General features: G+C 62.5%; 13 protein-coding genes and 1 pseudogene. 8 read left to right on the top strand and 6 right to left on the bottom strand.

What is annotated here, in order from left to right; all coding sequences use genetic code 11:
* Together AC1TPF_RS26745 and AC1TPF_RS26740 are read right to left on the bottom strand one after the other, a co-directional pair.
* Positions 1 to 310, bottom strand: a pseudogene (locus tag AC1TPF_RS26745) (HNH endonuclease); the annotation flags it as partial.
* Positions 311 to 728: 418 nt separating this feature from the next.
* A complete protein-coding gene (locus AC1TPF_RS26740; protein ID WP_482145819.1) occupies positions 729 to 1,739 on the bottom strand; it encodes a hypothetical protein in 1,011 nt (336 codons plus the stop codon).
* Positions 1,740 to 1,976: 237 nt separating this feature from the next.
* Here AC1TPF_RS26740 and AC1TPF_RS26735 point away from each other — a divergent pair, with 237 nt between their 5' ends.
* Genes AC1TPF_RS26735 through AC1TPF_RS26715 form a run of 5 tightly spaced genes read left to right on the top strand, consistent with a single transcriptional unit; the run spans position 1,977 to position 8,291 of the window.
* Positions 1,977 to 3,074 carry an alpha/beta hydrolase gene (locus tag AC1TPF_RS26735; RefSeq protein ID WP_482145818.1) on the top strand — a complete coding sequence of 366 codons (1,098 nt, stop codon included), beginning with the start codon at positions 1,977 to 1,979 and terminating at the stop codon, positions 3,072 to 3,074.
* Positions 3,071 to 4,360: an oxygenase MpaB family protein gene (locus AC1TPF_RS26730; protein ID WP_482145817.1), complete on the top strand. Its 1,290-nt coding sequence runs from the start codon at positions 3,071 to 3,073 to the stop codon at positions 4,358 to 4,360. The genes AC1TPF_RS26735 and AC1TPF_RS26730 overlap by 4 nt, the downstream gene beginning before the upstream one ends.
* Complete coding sequence (hmgA, locus tag AC1TPF_RS26725) at positions 4,357 to 5,697, top strand: homogentisate 1,2-dioxygenase (RefSeq protein ID WP_482145816.1); 1,341 nt, start codon at positions 4,357 to 4,359, stop codon at positions 5,695 to 5,697. Before AC1TPF_RS26730 ends, hmgA begins: the two co-directional genes overlap by 4 nt.
* On the top strand, positions 5,694 to 7,169 hold the full coding sequence (locus AC1TPF_RS26720) for an aldehyde dehydrogenase family protein (RefSeq protein WP_482145815.1): 1,476 nt from the start codon (positions 5,694 to 5,696) through the stop codon (positions 7,167 to 7,169). Before hmgA ends, AC1TPF_RS26720 begins: the two co-directional genes overlap by 4 nt.
* A gap of 54 nt (positions 7,170 to 7,223) precedes the next feature.
* Complete coding sequence (locus tag AC1TPF_RS26715) at positions 7,224 to 8,291, top strand: lipocalin-like domain-containing protein (RefSeq protein ID WP_482145814.1); 1,068 nt, start codon at positions 7,224 to 7,226, stop codon at positions 8,289 to 8,291.
* 88 nt (positions 8,292 to 8,379) lie between these two features.
* On the opposite strand, the gene AC1TPF_RS26710 is transcribed toward AC1TPF_RS26715, so the two are convergent.
* Positions 8,380 to 8,961, bottom strand: coding sequence for an FKBP-type peptidyl-prolyl cis-trans isomerase (locus AC1TPF_RS26710; protein WP_482145813.1), 582 nt, complete (start codon positions 8,959 to 8,961; stop codon positions 8,380 to 8,382).
* Between the two features lie 138 nt (positions 8,962 to 9,099).
* On the opposite strand from AC1TPF_RS26710, the gene AC1TPF_RS26705 reads away from it, so the two are divergent.
* The 3 genes from AC1TPF_RS26705 to AC1TPF_RS26695 all read left to right on the top strand — a co-directional run bounded on the left by AC1TPF_RS26705 (position 9,100) and on the right by AC1TPF_RS26695 (position 12,364).
* Positions 9,100 to 10,326 carry an amidohydrolase family protein gene (locus tag AC1TPF_RS26705; RefSeq protein WP_482145812.1) on the top strand — a complete coding sequence of 409 codons (1,227 nt, stop codon included), beginning with the start codon at positions 9,100 to 9,102 and terminating at the stop codon, positions 10,324 to 10,326.
* Between the two features lie 96 nt (positions 10,327 to 10,422).
* Positions 10,423 to 11,262 carry an SDR family NAD(P)-dependent oxidoreductase gene (locus AC1TPF_RS26700; protein ID WP_482145811.1) on the top strand — a complete coding sequence of 280 codons (840 nt, stop codon included), beginning with the start codon at positions 10,423 to 10,425 and terminating at the stop codon, positions 11,260 to 11,262.
* 19 nt (positions 11,263 to 11,281) lie between these two features.
* The gene (locus AC1TPF_RS26695) at positions 11,282 to 12,364 is read left to right on the top strand and encodes a phosphotransferase family protein (RefSeq protein ID WP_482145810.1); all 1,083 of its coding nucleotides are present in this window, start codon (positions 11,282 to 11,284) and stop codon (positions 12,362 to 12,364) included.
* Between the two features lie 16 nt (positions 12,365 to 12,380).
* On the opposite strand, the gene AC1TPF_RS26690 is transcribed toward AC1TPF_RS26695, so the two are convergent.
* Genes AC1TPF_RS26690 through AC1TPF_RS26680 form a run of 3 tightly spaced genes read right to left on the bottom strand, consistent with a single transcriptional unit; the run spans position 12,381 to position 15,453 of the window.
* Positions 12,381 to 13,862 carry an ANL family adenylate-forming protein gene (locus AC1TPF_RS26690; RefSeq protein WP_482145809.1) on the bottom strand — a complete coding sequence of 494 codons (1,482 nt, stop codon included), beginning with the start codon at positions 13,860 to 13,862 and terminating at the stop codon, positions 12,381 to 12,383.
* 4 nt (positions 13,863 to 13,866) lie between these two features.
* On the bottom strand, positions 13,867 to 14,298 hold the full coding sequence (locus AC1TPF_RS26685; RefSeq protein WP_482145808.1) for a PaaI family thioesterase: 432 nt from the start codon (positions 14,296 to 14,298) through the stop codon (positions 13,867 to 13,869).
* Between the two features lie 27 nt (positions 14,299 to 14,325).
* Complete coding sequence (locus tag AC1TPF_RS26680) at positions 14,326 to 15,453, bottom strand: NDMA-dependent alcohol dehydrogenase (protein ID WP_482145807.1); 1,128 nt, start codon at positions 15,451 to 15,453, stop codon at positions 14,326 to 14,328.

Here is a 15,453-nt window from a genome sequence, read left to right as displayed (position 1 = left end):
GGCGGTCGCGCAGCGCCACCCCGCGGTTGATCTGCAACTCGGCAGTTCGTTGGGTCAGGCCCTGTGCTGCAGACAATCTCGCCGCACACTGTGCGAGCGGATCGAGCGCCCGCATCTCCGCTTCGGTCCCGGCGGTGGGCTCTACCAAATGTCGGTGCAGCATCGCCGCAGCGGCGTATCGCTCCCACTCCATCCGCGACTGCTGAGCCATCGCAAGTTCGGCGTTACGCAACAACTCGTTGACGCCGAGTGACTCGACAGGACCGATTTTATCGTCCCCACCTGCATCTTCGATCTCCCCTTCGAACATACATTTGAGTCTAAATGAGAGGTCTGACAATCGACGGAGTCCGCGTGAGTGTGGTCGTTTCGATCGTGAAGCCACGTTGGGCGAGGTCTCCCATTGCGGGAGGCTAACCCCGGGGATGGGGTGGTAGAGGGTTGATTGTGTCGCTGTCCCAGGTGATTTGGTTGTCTCCGGCAACGTCGGTGGCCGCCAGCCACGACCGGTCCGCCGGCGAGTTTTTCCGGATTCGATCATGGAGTCCACTCGACGGTGGGGTGGATGGTTGCGCGTGAACTGACCCGGTGTCCGAACGGGGGATTGCATCTCGAATCCAGTCGCCCGTCGACACGTTGGTCTCGATATCAGCGACGCATCACTTGCGACCGTTTGTCATTCCGGTCAGCGTCGAGATTTCGGACCGAAAAGGCGCGGTGATTTTTGTTCAACTTGCGATGTCGGGACGGCCGATGACCAGTTCTCCGGGGTGGAGCAGCTCTTGAAGAGCGGTCAGGGCCGTGGGGTCGAGTTCGCCGGTGTCCATCGCGATCGCCCAGTCGTGGTCTTCTGTGCGCCACGCCTGGACGGTTGGCGCATCCCAGAGGAGATCCCACGGTCTTGCCGATCGCGGTCGGCGGGCCAGGCGGCCGGTGATGGCGCCCTGACCGATGTGAGCCTCAAAGCCACCTTTTTCATCATGGTGATGCAGGTGGCTGATGCCGAGGTCGGCGGTGATGGGAATGCGCAATGGGCGGTCCGCGACGTGCCGAGCGAACCAGTCCCGATGATCGTCCTTCTGGTTGCCCTGACTCGGGATGTACGACGATCGGAAATCGTCGGGTGCAATCGAATGGTTGGGTTCCTTTGTCGGGCCAGGCCAAGCGAATGATGCGCGGTCGATCGGGATTCCGGCGGTGAATTCGATGAATTGGACGGCGATGCCGAAGTCGTCGTTGCGCTGCTGCAGTATTGCTCCGGTTCGTTTGTCGATGACCAATTGCATGGCATGGGGTTTATGTTTGGGCGGCGCGAGTTCAACAGCCCAGCAAGATCTTCCGAGGTATTCGATGTCTGCGATCGGTCCGGCAGGTGTGGTGAAGTCGTTGCCGACCCACCGTGATGCAGGCTGGGTCGCCAAGAGTTCACGACCGGGACCGAGGTAGGACATATTTCTGGCATCGGCTTGAACCGGTAGTTGCTCGTGGTGCGCGAAACGCCACACGGTTTCACCGTTGAAGATCACCAGCGGCCGGCCATCTATCGATTCGACACGGACCTTTGGCTCGTCGCGCCAGACTTGAAGGTCATCGACTCCCGCTACGTACAGCGGTATTACTTCGTTTCCAGCCATGAGCAGGTTTCCGGTATCGATGGGACCGGACCGGGAGATGACACCCTGAATCGGCACATCTGGACCGTCGACCAGCTTTTTGAGGACCTCGATCCATTTGGTCATAGTCCTCAGCGTGCCAGACGCAGACGCGGGCATCCTCGTGTTCGGGGGTGGCTCCTTGGTTTCACTGGAACATACCCTCCGGTATGGTACGGTCGCGACTTGTGATCTGGATCGCAATACCCGCCATGTCTTGATCACGCGAAGTCGTGTGCCACGCCGAACAGGAAGTGAGCCCAACGTTTGACGATCGGTGACAGTTTTCAGCGAATCCCGTTTGAGCCCGCCACGGATGGGCGGGTGGAAAGCCATTCGGGTTTGACCCGCCACTATCCGACCTTGCCCGCCAATTTTGTGACGCCAGAGGGGTATTCGAAGCGTGTTGGCCTGATCATGGCCCATCCCGCGTCCAATTTTCTGACCCATTTTCTGCTCCGCGGATTCGCTGAAGCGGGCGTTCCGATCATGAGTATCAACACCCGATACAGCACCAACGAGCCGGCGTTGATCATGGAACGGGCCGCCCTGGATCTCGGTTGTGGTGTGCGGTGGATGCGCGAAGAGCTGGGATTCGAGAAGGTTGTCATACTCGGTTTCAGCGGGGGAGGGTCGCTGGCCGCGTTCTACCAGGCCCAGGCGTTGAACAACGATGTCACGCAAACGCCCGCGGGTGATCCGGTTGACATGTCCGCACTGGTGCCCGCTGACGGGCTTGCTCTCATCGGTGCGCATCCGGGCCGCGCAAGGGTGTTGCGGCATTGGATCGATGGCTCCGTGGTCGATGAATCGAATCCCTTTGAGACCGACGTGCACCTGAATCTCTACAACACGCGACGAACAGTTCCGCTGGATCCGGCCTGGGTGGAGGAATACCGCAACGCGCAACTTCGTCGGATTCGCCGCATCGACGACTGGGCTCTCGACCAATTGGGAGTGCTCGACCGACATGGCGCGGCTGATCGGGCATTTGTTGTCCATCGCACCGTGGCCGACCCGCGGTTTGTCGACCTCACAGTCGATCCCAGCGACCGCGCGATTGGGAGCATGTACGGCGACCCTGCTGCGGCGAACATGGCGGCCGGTGGCCTCGCCCGGTTCAGCACGGTCCGATCGTGGTTGAGTACCTGGAGTTTTGATCGCACCAACGCCGATGCGCTGCGCAATCTGAAGGCGGTCACAACACCGACAACGGTGGTTTGCCTGCGCGCCGATCAGGCCGCATTTGTCAGTGACTCGCGCGATATGTACGAGGCATCAGCAGATCCGCAGGCATCGCTGACCGAACTCAACAATCTCAACCACTACCTCGTCGATCAGCCCGGTGGCCTGCCGATGATCGTCGAAGACTTGAAGTCCTGGCTCATCAAACGCGAACTTGCAGAGGGATTCGAATCGTGACCATCGACGAAACCGCGGTGCCGACAGTCGAATCCGGCCCGGCAACCGCCAGCCATCCGACTGCTTTCTGCTACGAGGAGGGAATGAACTCCCCGGGTGTCCAGCGGGCGCAGACGTTGGTGCGCAGGATCTTCGGTGCCGAGATGTTCCCGACGCAGCGGCAGATCGACGACATCTGTGCCGACATGTTCACGGCGGATCCCGTTGCGGAACGGTTTGTCGACGAGGTCTTCTACGGCGACATCGGGCCCACCCGTGGGCGTGCGATGCTGCAACAGGCATTGGCTGAGGGTATTTCGTCGCTCGCCGATCCACCGGAGTCGATGGTGGCCCTGTTCGACGAGTTCGAGCATGTACCGGACTGGGTGGATCCAGAGATCGTCGAACGGGGTGCGGCGATCTGGCGGCGTTGGGGCACAATGTTGTTCAGTGTTGCCGGCGGGATCACCCTCGAGATGTACACCGAATCGTCGGTCGCGACCCCGCTGTCGCTGGCAGGCGGATATGCCGGTGACAACGCGTTGCGCAGATTCCTGGAAACGGCGAGATTTTGGATCGACGTGTCGGAACCGGAGGCGCTGCTGACCCGTGGCAGCAAAGGCCGTGAGACCGCGATGCTGGTTCGCGTGATGCATGTGTCGGTGCGCAGGCGGGTGGCCGACCACCCCGAATGGGATACCGAGAAGTGGGGCATCCCGATCAGTCAGACCTACATGCTGCTGACGCTGCTCGGCGGCAGCGTGGCGCCTGCGCTCGCCCTGCGGCTGGTCGGAATACAGACGCCTGCAAGCGAAATCCGCGAGCTGATCCACTTCCAGAAGTACATGGGGCACGTCCTCGGAGTGCGGACCCGGTGGCATCCGGAGACCATTGCCGACTCACTGCGGCTCCTTCTGCTGGTCGCGGTGTCCCGCAGTCACGATGCAGGTGATCACGGTGCCGAACTCATCGAGTCCTTCCCGAGGGCGTTCGCTCCACGTTATGGGCACACCGGATTGAAGAAGTTCAGGGAAAAGTACAACGGCACGATCTATGCGGCGTATTCGGCTGTCTTCATGATGCCGTGGACCCGAAAGAAGTACGACATGCCAAGCGCCGTCCCGGGACTACTGTGGTTGATTGCACGACTACCGGCGGTGACGGTCTACGAAATACTGCGACGACTCATTCCGTCGTTGGCCCGTCGTCACGAAAGTCTCATGCGCCGCCACCGGGAGAACTGGTATCGCGCACAGATGGACGGCCGGGAGTCGGAGTTCGACGCCTCGGGGGCGCTGCGGCGATGACTGGGTCGAAGGGCAAGGCGGAGTCGAACAACAAGGCAGAACTGCAGTACCTGGCCGGTTTCGGTAACGAGCACTGGTCCGAGGCGATCCCCGGTGCCCTGGTCACCGGCCAGAACTCACCGCAGCGCGCACCGATGGGTCTGTACGCCGAACAGATCTCGGGCACCGCCTTCACCGAACCCCGAACCATCAACCGGCGCACCTGGATGTACCGGATCGTGCCGACCGCCGCGCACCGCCCGTTCGCCCGGATCGATGACGGCAGGCTGCGCAGTGCTCCGATCAGCACACCTGCTGACCCGAATCGGTTGCGCTGGGATCCATTGCCCGCGCCGACCGGATCGGTCGACTTCCTCGATGGCATCTATACGATCGCCGCCAACGGGGATGTGCTGACGCGCAACGGAATCGCAGTCCACCTGTACTCTGCGACAACTTCGATGACCGACCGCTACTTCTCGAACGCCGATGGTGAACTCCTCATCGTCCCGCAATCCGGTGAGCTGACGATCCGCACCGAACTCGGGGTGCTGGATGTCGGTCCGGGCGAGATCGTTGTCATCGGACGCGGTATCAAGTTCTCCGTCGACATCGCCGATGACCTGGTGTCGGGGTATATCTGCGAAAACTACGGGGCCTACTTCGAGCTGCCGGAGCTCGGCCCGATCGGCGCCAACGGTCTGGCACACGCACGGCACTTCCATCATCCCGTTGCGGCGCACGAAGACGCGGCGCGCAATGTGCAGTGGGTCAACAAGTTCGGTGGCCACCTCTGGGCCACGGACCTGGATCATTCTCCGCTGGATGTGGTGGCATGGCACGGCAGCCACGGCGTGTACAAATATGACCTGGCACAGTTCAACGTGATGGGGACGCTCGGCTGGGACCATCCCGACCCGTCGATCTTCACGGTGCTGACGTCGGTGTCAGAACGACCGGGGCAGGCCAACGTCGACTTCGTGGCATTCCCGCCGCGTTGGGTGGTGGGGGAGCACACCTTCCGGCCACCGCACTTTCACCGCAACGTGATGACCGAGTTCATGGGTCTGATCTACGGCGTCCACGATTCGAAGGCCGAAGGCTTTGTTCCCGGTGGATCGAGCCTGCACAACATGTTCGCCGCGCACGGCCCGGACCTGCAGACCTTCGAGACCGGTAGCAACGCCGATCTCGCACCTCAGAAGTTCGACAACTCATTGGCTTTCATGTTCGAGACGCGGTGGCCGTTGGTGGTCACCGAGTTCGCCATGGCGGCCGCGCACCGGCAGAACGACTACGACGGCGTCTGGTCCGGTCTGCACCGCAACTTTCAACCACCGACAAGGGAGTTCTCATGACCGCTGCAGCAGTCCGGCCGAAATCACCCGTGCTCCCCGAGGCGGGTTTGCGGATCGGTGGACGGGTACGTCCATCGGCAGGCGGGCAAACGTACCGATCCATCAATCCGGCCGACGAATCGTTGGTCGTCGAACTCCCGGCCGGCAATGCCACCGATATCGATGAGGCCGTCAGCGTCGCTCGCACAGAGTTCGAAGAGGGCGAGTGGGCAACCATGCCCGCACATGAGCGGGGTCGGGTGCTGTCCCGGGTGGCAGACCTGATCGAGGCCGATGCAGAGAATATCTCTGCACTGGAATCGGTCGAGATGGGCAAGCTGTATGTGGACACCGTGAACGGTGATGTCCCGGCCGCAGCCGCCGTGTTCCGGCATTTCGGGGGATGGGCCGACAAGATCCAGGGATCGACCGCACAGCTACCGGATATCGCCGGGCAGCACCGGTTCGGATTCACGCTGCGGCAACCGGTGGGCGTTGTCGGTGCGATCACCCCTTGGAACAATCCGCTCGTCATCGCCGCGTGGAAACTCGCGCCTGCTCTTGCTGCCGGATGCACCGCGGTCGTCAAACCCGCTGAGGACGCGTCGTTGTCGACCATCCGCCTGGCCGAATTGTTCTCCGAGGCAGGACTTCCCGACGGTGCGCTCAACGTGGTGACCGGGCTCGGTGACGTAGCGGGCGCTGCGCTCGCCGGACATGCTGGTATCGACAAGATCTCGTTCACCGGTTCGGCGCGGGTCGGCAAGCAGATCCAACCGCTGGCCGGCGACAAGTTCCGCAAGATGACATTGGAGCTCGGCGGGAAATCGCCGCAACTGATCTTCCCGGACGCCGATCTGGACGCGGCGATGTTCTGGATCGCGATGGGCAACTTCTACCACCAGGGACAGGTGTGCGCGGCCGGTACCCGAGTCCTGGTCCACGAATCGATTGTCGACGAGGTCGTCGAGGGCTTGACCGCGGCTGCGCGCGCTGCGGTTATCGGTGATCCGATGGATCCGTCGAGCACGATGGGAACGATCGTGAACGAAAAGCAGCTCGACCGGGTGATGGGCTACATCGAGAAGGGCAAACAGGAGGCCGAGCTGATCACCGGCGGCAACCGGATCGCCGGCCCGGGCTTCTTTGTCGAACCAACCGTCTTCCGCGGGACCAACGACCTGACGATCGCTCGCGAGGAGATCTTCGGCCCGGTGGCCACCGTCATCACCTTCCGCGACACCGATGAGGCTGTGCGACTTGCCAATGCGACGAAGTACGGGCTCAACGCGATGATCTACACGTCGAGCCTGTCAACGGCACATTCGGTGATTCCCCGGCTGCGGGTGGGCATGGTGTGGGTCAATGGCTGGGGTGTGCCCGAGCCGCAGCTCCCGTGGGGTGGTCGCGAGGCCAGCGGGTACGGGCGCGAACTCGGTCAAGCAGGTCTGCTCGCACATACCGAGGAAAAGACCGTCCACCTGGCCTTCTGATCACGGTCGACCAAACGGCCAGACCGCGATCAATACCAACAACGGAGTGAGATCATGACAACCGTGGACATCGTCGAAGCATGGAACGGCCCCGGCCGCAAGGACGGGGTGATCACCGATGCAACACCGAAAAACAATGCGGTACATCTCAGTTCAGGTGGTGCGGCATTCGAGCACTGGTATTTCGATGCCCAGCTCGAGGACGGCCACACCGTCGTCGCGTTCCTGAACAAGCGGCGGCCCGAAGATCCCCCCAAGTGCAGGCCGTGGGTCGAGATCATCATCTACGCCCCGGACGGAACCCGGCGGGAGATCGCCAAGAAATACCCGCGCGGGGAGTCGTTTTTCTCCGAAGAGAAGTGTGATGTGCGGATCGGCAAAAACACTGCTCGGGTGAGCTTTCCGGAGGATGGCGGGCTGCCGAGCTACCACGTCTTCATTCAGGAAGAAGACGTGACGTTCGACCTCACGTTCACAGCCGAATTGCAGCCCTGGATGCCGGGTCGTGGTGAAACACACTTCGGCGCAAAGCATTCCTTCGGCTGGATCGTCGGTGCACCCCGCGCACGTGTGACCGGAACCGTGAAGTTGGGTGCGTTGACCCTCGATGCGAACGGACGCGGCTACGCCGACCACAACTGGGGTGTCGGCGATATGAAGCGTGTCATCGACTGCTGGCATTGGGGCCGGCTCTATGTGGATGACTACTCACTGCTGTACGCATCGGTCAAAACGCAGGAGAAGTTCGGATCGCATGCGATCCAGCCACTGATGCTCGCTCACAACGATTCCATCGTCCTGAGCACCGGAGACGTCGAGTTCACCACCGGGCCGACAGCGTTCGACGAGGTGGCGAATCGTAGTTATCCCACCTGGATCTCGCTGGAGGTGCCAGGAAGTCTGGAGCTGCGTCTGGATGTCCAGCATGTTCTCCATGCGCACGACTTCCTCGACGATATTCCGGTGATCGGCAGCAAGCTGCTGCGCCCGCTCGCGTACCGACTGATCGGGCATCCCGGGTATTTCCGGTTCCAGTCGACGTTCGACCTCAAGATCATCGACGGGGAGCAAACCCACCATCGCACCGGGACGACCCTCCACGAACTGGTTGCCCTGCGCTGACCGCACCCGCCGATGCTCCACCTATACGAAGACGCTCCACATACTTGTGGAGCGTCTTCGTATAGGTGGAGCGTTTAGGGGGTTGTGGTCAGCCGGTTACTTCGAGGATCTTGATTGCGAAGATCAGGGTGTCGTCGCCCTCGATGCCGGCGCCGGGATTGCCGCTCGCGCCGTACCCGTCGTCGGGGGTCATCGCCACGGCGACGGTGGAGCCGACCTTCTGGCCGGCGATGGCCTTCTGGAAGCCTGTGACAACACCGGTCAGCGGGAATTCGACGGGTGCACCGCGCTCGTAGCTGCTGTCGAACACGTTGCCGTCGCGGCCGTCGACTCCCATGTAGCAGACGGAGACCTCTGCGGTCTCGGCCACGATGTCACCGTTACCCTCGGTCAGCGTCTGAACAGTGGTCTCATCCACTGAGAAAGGCTCCGTGACAGTCACTTTGGGAGCCGCTGAGTCAGTCGAACCGGTGACCTCCACCGCGCCGGTCGTGCCATCCAAGGTCCATTCCGGTGCGACATCGCCGGCCGGTTCCGCCGTGGGGCACGACGCCACGGAAGATGCGGCGGCGGCCGAATCGCTCGACGAGTTGTCGTCGGAGCCGCAGCCGGCGAGCAGCAGCAGTGAGGACGAAGCCACGAGGGCCATGGAGAGGCGCTTGGAGATCATAGGAGAAAACTTAACAGTCCATCATCGGGCCTCCGGTCGGCGGCGGTGGACAACCCCACGTGACCGCAGCTACTGTGAAGGCAACCGCAAGCCTAACAGTATCGCTTTGTGGAACGAACCTTTCAGTGGAGGTGCACGGTGACGACGGTTTCAGAGGGTCGGCAACGCAGCAAGGTTTCCTACGACCGCCCGGTTGACTGCGACAACCACTACTACGAGAAGATCGACGCCTTCACCCGCTATCTCGACCCGAAGTTCAAAAGGCGCGGCGTCGAGATCATCACCCGGGGCACCCACACCGAACTGCTCGCCGGTGGCCAGTTGTTCGAGTTCGTGCCCAATCCCACGTTTGATCCGGTGATCGTTCCGGGCTGCCTCGACGCACTGTTCCGCGGCGAGATCCCGGAGGGTGTGGACCCGCGGAGTCTGTCGAAGGTCGAACCGCTCAACGCTGCATATCAGGATCGGGATCTGCGGCTGGAGATGATCGAGAAGCAGCAGATGTCGGGTGTGATCTTGCTGCCGACGTTGGCCTGCGGTGTAGAAGAAGCCCTCAAACACGACATACCGGCAACGATGGCGAGCATCACCGCCTTCAATCGGTGGCTGGACGAAGACTGGGGCTATGCCTACCAGGGCCGGATCTTTGCGACTCCGATGCTGTCGTTCGCCGACCCCGACGAGGCTCTCAAAGAAATCGATCGCCTGATCGACCGGGATGTGCGCATCGTCTCGGTCCGCCCGGCGCCGATACCGGCCGGCCATGGAACGTCCAAGGCGTTCGGTGATCCGCGATACGACAAGGTATGGGCCAAGCTCACCGATGCCGACATCCCGGTCGCATTCCATTTGAGCGACAGCGGCTACACCGAGTTCCTGGGTGCGGCCTGGGGCGGACCACCGAAGTTCGCCCCGTTCCGCTACAACGACCCGCTGGCATCGGTGGTCGTATCGGACCGGGCCATCCACGACACGATTGCCAGCCTCGTCATCGGTGGCGTGTTCACCCGCCATCCGAAACTCCGTGTGGCGAGCATCGAAAACGGTTCGGACTGGGTGCATTTGCTACTCAAACGGTTGCGCAAACTCGCCAACCAGGCGCCGTGGCTGTTCGCCGAAGATCCCGGGGACACCTTGCGCAGACACCTGTGGGTCTCGCCGTACTACGAGGATGACGTCCCGAAACTTGTGGAGGTCATGGGATCCGACCGGGTCATGTTCGGGTCGGACTGGCCGCACGGCGAGGGGCTTCAGACCCCACTCGACTTCGTCCACGAACTCGAGGGCTTCGGCGAGGCCGAAGTCGATCAGATCATGCGGACCAATGTGCTGGACCTGATGGGCATCGAGTACCGAAGGGTCTAGGCAGCAGCTGAAACATCCTGGCGTCATGGCAATTTGGGCCCAATCGACGGCCGAAAGCGCACGTATTGCTGTTGGGCTTACCGTATGGTTGCGCACATGAGTGGAACGTTTGCAGGCAAGGTCGCAATTGTCACCGGCGGCGGCTCCGGAATCGGTGCGGCGCTGACCCGCGCTCTGGTGGCAGCGGGTGCCGACGTCACCTGTACCGACATCGACGCTGATGCCGCCCGCGCTGTGGCGACGGGGGCGGTAGGCGACGGAACGGCTCGCGGCGAGCGGCTCGACGTCACGGACGCGGCGGCCGTGCAGGCTGTGGTCGACAGTGTTGTCGAGCGTCGTGGCCGGCTCGATCTGATGTTCAACAATGCCGGGATACTCTTCGGCGGCGACACCGAACTGCTGACTCTGGACCAGTGGAACGCCATCATCGATATCAACATCCGCGGTGTGGTGCACGGTGTTTCGGCGGCATACCCGGTGATGATCCGACAGGGGGCCGGTCACATCATCAATACGTCGTCGATGGCGGGGCTGGTCGCGACCGGCCAGATCACCAGCTATGTGATGACCAAGCATGCGGTGGTGGGACTGTCGCTCGCCCTGCGTACCGAGGCTGCCGCACACGGTATCGGTGTCTTGGCGATCTGCCCCGGTGCCGTGGAGACACCCATCATCGAGAAGGGCGCTGTCGGCGACTTCGATGGCCGCGACTTCTTCCAGCAAGGCCAGGGAACCAAGCACTTTCACGATCCGGATCGGCTGGCACGAGACACGTTGCGGGCCATCGAACGAAATCGCGCATTGCTGGTGACACCGGCCCGCTCGCGGATGGCCTGGATATTTGCACGGCTCGCACCGGGCCCGATGCAGAAGATGTCCATTCGTTTTGTGGCGCAGTCCCGCTCCGCACACAGCAGTAATAGCCTGCAGAAGTGATCACCAAAGAAAATCGCCCATGAGTGCGACGCTGTCGATCCCGCGGTATCCCTCCGACGTCACCAACACCTGGCTGTCAGGGGTGCTGAGTGCCGGACGCGCACCGGTGACGGTGGCCGAGGTGGCGGTCAGCCCGATCGGCACCGGGCAGACCGCTGCGACCTACCGGATCAATGCCACGTACACCGCAGGCCGCGCAGACCTGCCCGACAGTTTTGTGCTGAAACTCCCGGCCCAGGACGACAGCGTGCGCGACGGTCTGGTGTTGGGGTACGTCAGCGAATGTGCGTTCTATGACTCGGTTGCCGACCGGGTACAGGTTCCGATCCCGCGGTGCTACCACAACGAGATCGCCGATGGTGGAAAGAACTTCGCCCTCTTGCTCGGTGACGAGGTCGATGCGGTGCAAGGCGATCAGATCCGCGGTTGCGGGCAGGAGCAGGCCCTGGCAGTTGCGGGGGCGCTGGCCGGACTACATGGACCCACCTGGTGCGATCGCGCCTGGCATGACTTCTCCGGCCTGGCCTTCGCGACGAAGGAAGTTGCCGCCATTTCAGGACTGAGTGACGTGGCGCAGCTGAGCGCCGCCATGACCATCGACAAACTCGGTGACCGATTGTCGGCCGCGGACCGCGAGACCCTGACCGCCGCGATGGGCATGGTCAAACCCTGGCTGAGTGATTCTCCGGAACGTTTTGCGCTGTTGCACGGCGACTTCCGGCTGGACAACATGCTGTTCGGTGCCGACGGAAAGCTGACCGTGGTCGACTGGCAGACGCTGGGTGTGGGACTACCGGCCCGCGATCTGGCGTACTTCGTCGGAACCAGCGTCGAGTCGGAATTACGCGCCGCCATCGAAGAGGGTGTGGTCGACGCCTATCACCAAGCGCTCATCGGCTATGGAATTGCTGACTACGCACTCGAAACATGTTGGCGCGACTACAGGTTCGGCATGCTGCAGACCCTGCTGATCACCTCGCTGGGTTGCGCGTTCGCAACCGGCACAGACCGTGGAGAGATTCTGTTCGAGGTGATGTTGCAACGTGGGTGTCAGGCGATCCGTGACCTGGGCAGTCTGGAGCTGGTCGCCGCTGCTGCTTGAAACGCAGCAGGCTGATTCATGAGTAGAACGCGGCGACGTCGTTCACCTGCACCTTCAGTGCTGCGTTGCGGGGCAACTCGGCGACGATCGTGATCACCACCGGGACGTGGTGGCTTGGCAGTGACTCGCGGACCAGATCTTTCAAGGATTCTTCGGTGGGTACCGGTAGTCCGGCGCGGACCTCGACGGCGGCAAAAGGTACGTGACCGAGCAGTTGATCTTCGACACCGACGACTGCCGCGTCGAGCACCGACGGATGTCGGAGAAGCACGCTACGGACGGTTTCGGGAAGGATTTTGAATCCACCACGGTTGATCGCGCCATCGCCGCGTCCGTGAATGGTCACGAACCCGTCGGAGTCGACCGACGCGATGTCGGCGGTTGCCAGCCAACCGTTTCCGAGTATCTCTGATCGGGCTTCCAGCCGCCCTTGCATCCCGGTCGGCACCTGCGCCCCGGTGTCGGGGTCGATGATCCGGACCTCGATACCCGGCAACGGACTGCCGACACTGCCGGGCTTGGACTCGCCGAACTCACGATGCAGGTCCGGTGTCCACGCACAGACCGAACCCGCGAATTCGGTTGCGCCGTAGCCCCACAACAGGACTACGTCGTACTTTTCCTCGAAACGCTTGCGCAGCTCTGGATCGAGCGGGCCGGATCCGCCCGGTAGATACTGCAATGACAGGAGATCTTCTGACGGGACATCGGCCTCGAGCACCATGCGCAGGATCGCCGGTTGCACCCCGGTCCGGGCGATCCGATAGGTGCGGACCGCTCGCACCCACTCATCGACGTTGAACTTCTCGAGCAGCACCATGCGCTTTCGGAGAAACGGAGCGGCCAGCAATTGGCAGATCCCGATGCTCCCGAACGGCCAATACACCAGTTCCGGTGGATCATCGGGTGTTGCGTTCTGGCCGATGGTCATGCTCAGCACGGTGTGCTGGAGTGCCTTGGTTGGCAGCGGGAGACGCTTGGGTGGGCCGGTGGTCCCGCTGGTCAGAATGTGGAGTCCGGGCAGGTCGAAGGTGTCGCCGGTGTTTCCGGTCTCGTGGTCGCGCGTCGCCGCGAGTTCGACCGTGGGCTCGGTCAGAGACAACACAATTGCGCAGGCCCCGACTTTGCGGCAGGCCGCGACGACGGGTTTGGTCCAGTCCTGACGGTCGACCACGACAACCGCCGGGCGCAGCGCCTCGATGTCCCGGACGATGGAGGTCTCGGATTGGTAGGAATAGATCATCGCCATCGGACGCCGTGCCACGATGAAATCGAAGATCGCAGCGGCATGGGGCACCCGGTTGCGGACCACGATGCCGACCGATTCGTGAGCCGCCACCCCCGCTTCGACGAGTGCGTTGCCGATCAATACTCGATAGCGCGCGATGTCGTTGCCGGAGTACCACTGCCGGTTGAACTCGATGAACGGGGCATCGCCGTATCCGGCCAGTCGATCATCCAGCTCGGCCGCAAATCGGGTACCGGCATCGATGGTCATCGACTCATCCGAGCTGTGGAGCGGCGTTGTCGACTGTCGAAACCAGCGGCGACTGTCCGCGTACCCGCGCGAAGCTGATGGTTGCGATGGCGGCGAGTTCGTCGGAAGGCCGAGACCTGATCTCGACATCGATGATGACGTTGCGTTTGCCGGCGTGCACAATTCGTGCCGTGGCCTGCGCAGCTCCGGCGGTCACCGGCCGTAGATAACGCAGGTGCAGGTCGGAGGTGACCACATTGCCGTCGCAGGCGTCGAGGGCAAGCCGGCCGGCCACGATGTCGACCAGCGTTGCCAACAGTCCGCCCTGGATTCCACCCGAGAGGTTGACCACGTGCGGTGCCACCGGCAGTTCCCACGCCATGGCCGCGCCGTCGACGGTGGCCTGCCGAAATCCGATCTCATCGAACAACTCGCCAATGGTGTTGGTATAGCTCATGGAGTTCCTTTCGGTGAGGGCGGAAGGTCAGCGGTCAGCATCGGTGAAGCGGATGACACCGCGCAGGTTGCGGCCTTCGAGCATGTCCCGGAATCCGTCGTTGATCTCATCGAGGCGGTACTCCCTGGTGATCATGTCGTCCAGTTCGAGGTCGCCGAGTTTGTACAGTGCCAGCACCTCGGGTATGTCGTACTGCGGGTTACCTCCGCCGAAGATGCTGCCCTGCAAGGTCTTCTGTAGCAGGGTCAGCATCGCCATGTTCAGCGACGTATCGGCCGACTTCGTGTCGCCCATCGCGGTCACCACGCAGGTGCCTCCCTTGGCGGTCACCCACATCCACGACTCGACGTCGCGGCCCTCGCACCGGCCGACGGTGACGATGACCTTCTTGCACATACGGCCGTTGGTGGCCTCCGCGATGTCGGCGAGCGCGGTTTCGACATCGGCATAGACGTGGGTTGCACCGAAACGTTTGGCCTGGTCGCGCTTCCATTCGACAGGATCGATGGCAAACACCCGCCGGGCCCCGGAGATCACCGCACCCTGGAGTGCGGCTGTCCCGACACCGCCGATACCGATGATCGCCACGTCGTCACCGGGCCGGACGGCGGCCGTGTGGACAGCGGAACCGTAGCCGGTTGTCACACCGCAACCCACGATGGCCGCGACGCTGAACGGGATCGACGGGTCGATCTTGACCACCGACGTTTGATGTACCACCGCGTACGGCGCAAATGTGCCGACGAGCGACATGGGAAATACGTTCTGGCCCTGCGCCTGTACCCGGAAGGTCCCGTCGGACACCGACGCTCCCGACAGCAGGCCGGCGCCGAGGTCGCAGAGGTTGCGCATGCCGGACTGACAGGACTGACATCTGCCGCACGACGGGATGAAGGACATCACCACGTGGTCACCGACAGCGAGGTCCTCGACACCGTCCCCGACCTCGGTGATGATGCCGGACCCCTCGTGACCACCGAGGATGGGGAAGTCGGCCATCGGGATGTCGCCGGTGACGAGGTGGTGGTCGGAATGACACAGGCCGGCGGCCTCCATCTGCACCTTCACCTCACCGCGGTGAGGATCCCCGATCTCGATGTCCTCGATTGCCCAGGGCTGGTGGAAGTCCCGGAGCAGAGCGCCCTTCGTCAACAT

Source organism: Williamsia sp. Y853 (assembly GCF_056786495.1).
Note: the sequence above shows the minus strand (reverse complement) of the source record. Positions and strands in the feature narration are given on the sequence as shown.

Coding starts and splice junctions, on each gene's coding strand:
- AC1TPF_RS26710 (WP_482145813.1), bottom strand. CDS start 8,961: ATGATCTCCAAGCGCCTCTCCATGGCCCTCGTGGCTTCGTCCTCACTG.
- hmgA (WP_482145816.1), top strand. CDS start 4,357: ATGACTGGGTCGAAGGGCAAGGCGGAGTCGAACAACAAGGCAGAACTG.
- AC1TPF_RS26715 (WP_482145814.1), top strand. CDS start 7,224: ATGACAACCGTGGACATCGTCGAAGCATGGAACGGCCCCGGCCGCAAG.
- AC1TPF_RS26695 (WP_482145810.1), top strand. CDS start 11,282: ATGAGTGCGACGCTGTCGATCCCGCGGTATCCCTCCGACGTCACCAAC.
- AC1TPF_RS26700 (WP_482145811.1), top strand. CDS start 10,423: ATGAGTGGAACGTTTGCAGGCAAGGTCGCAATTGTCACCGGCGGCGGC.
- AC1TPF_RS26690 (WP_482145809.1), bottom strand. CDS start 13,862: ATGACCATCGATGCCGGTACCCGATTTGCGGCCGAGCTGGATGATCGA.
- AC1TPF_RS26685 (WP_482145808.1), bottom strand. CDS start 14,298: ATGAGCTATACCAACACCATTGGCGAGTTGTTCGATGAGATCGGATTT.
- AC1TPF_RS26680 (WP_482145807.1), bottom strand. CDS start 15,453: ATGTTGACGAAGGGCGCTCTGCTCCGGGACTTCCACCAGCCCTGGGCA.
- AC1TPF_RS26740 (WP_482145819.1), bottom strand. CDS start 1,739: ATGACCAAATGGATCGAGGTCCTCAAAAAGCTGGTCGACGGTCCAGAT.
- AC1TPF_RS26720 (WP_482145815.1), top strand. CDS start 5,694: ATGACCGCTGCAGCAGTCCGGCCGAAATCACCCGTGCTCCCCGAGGCG.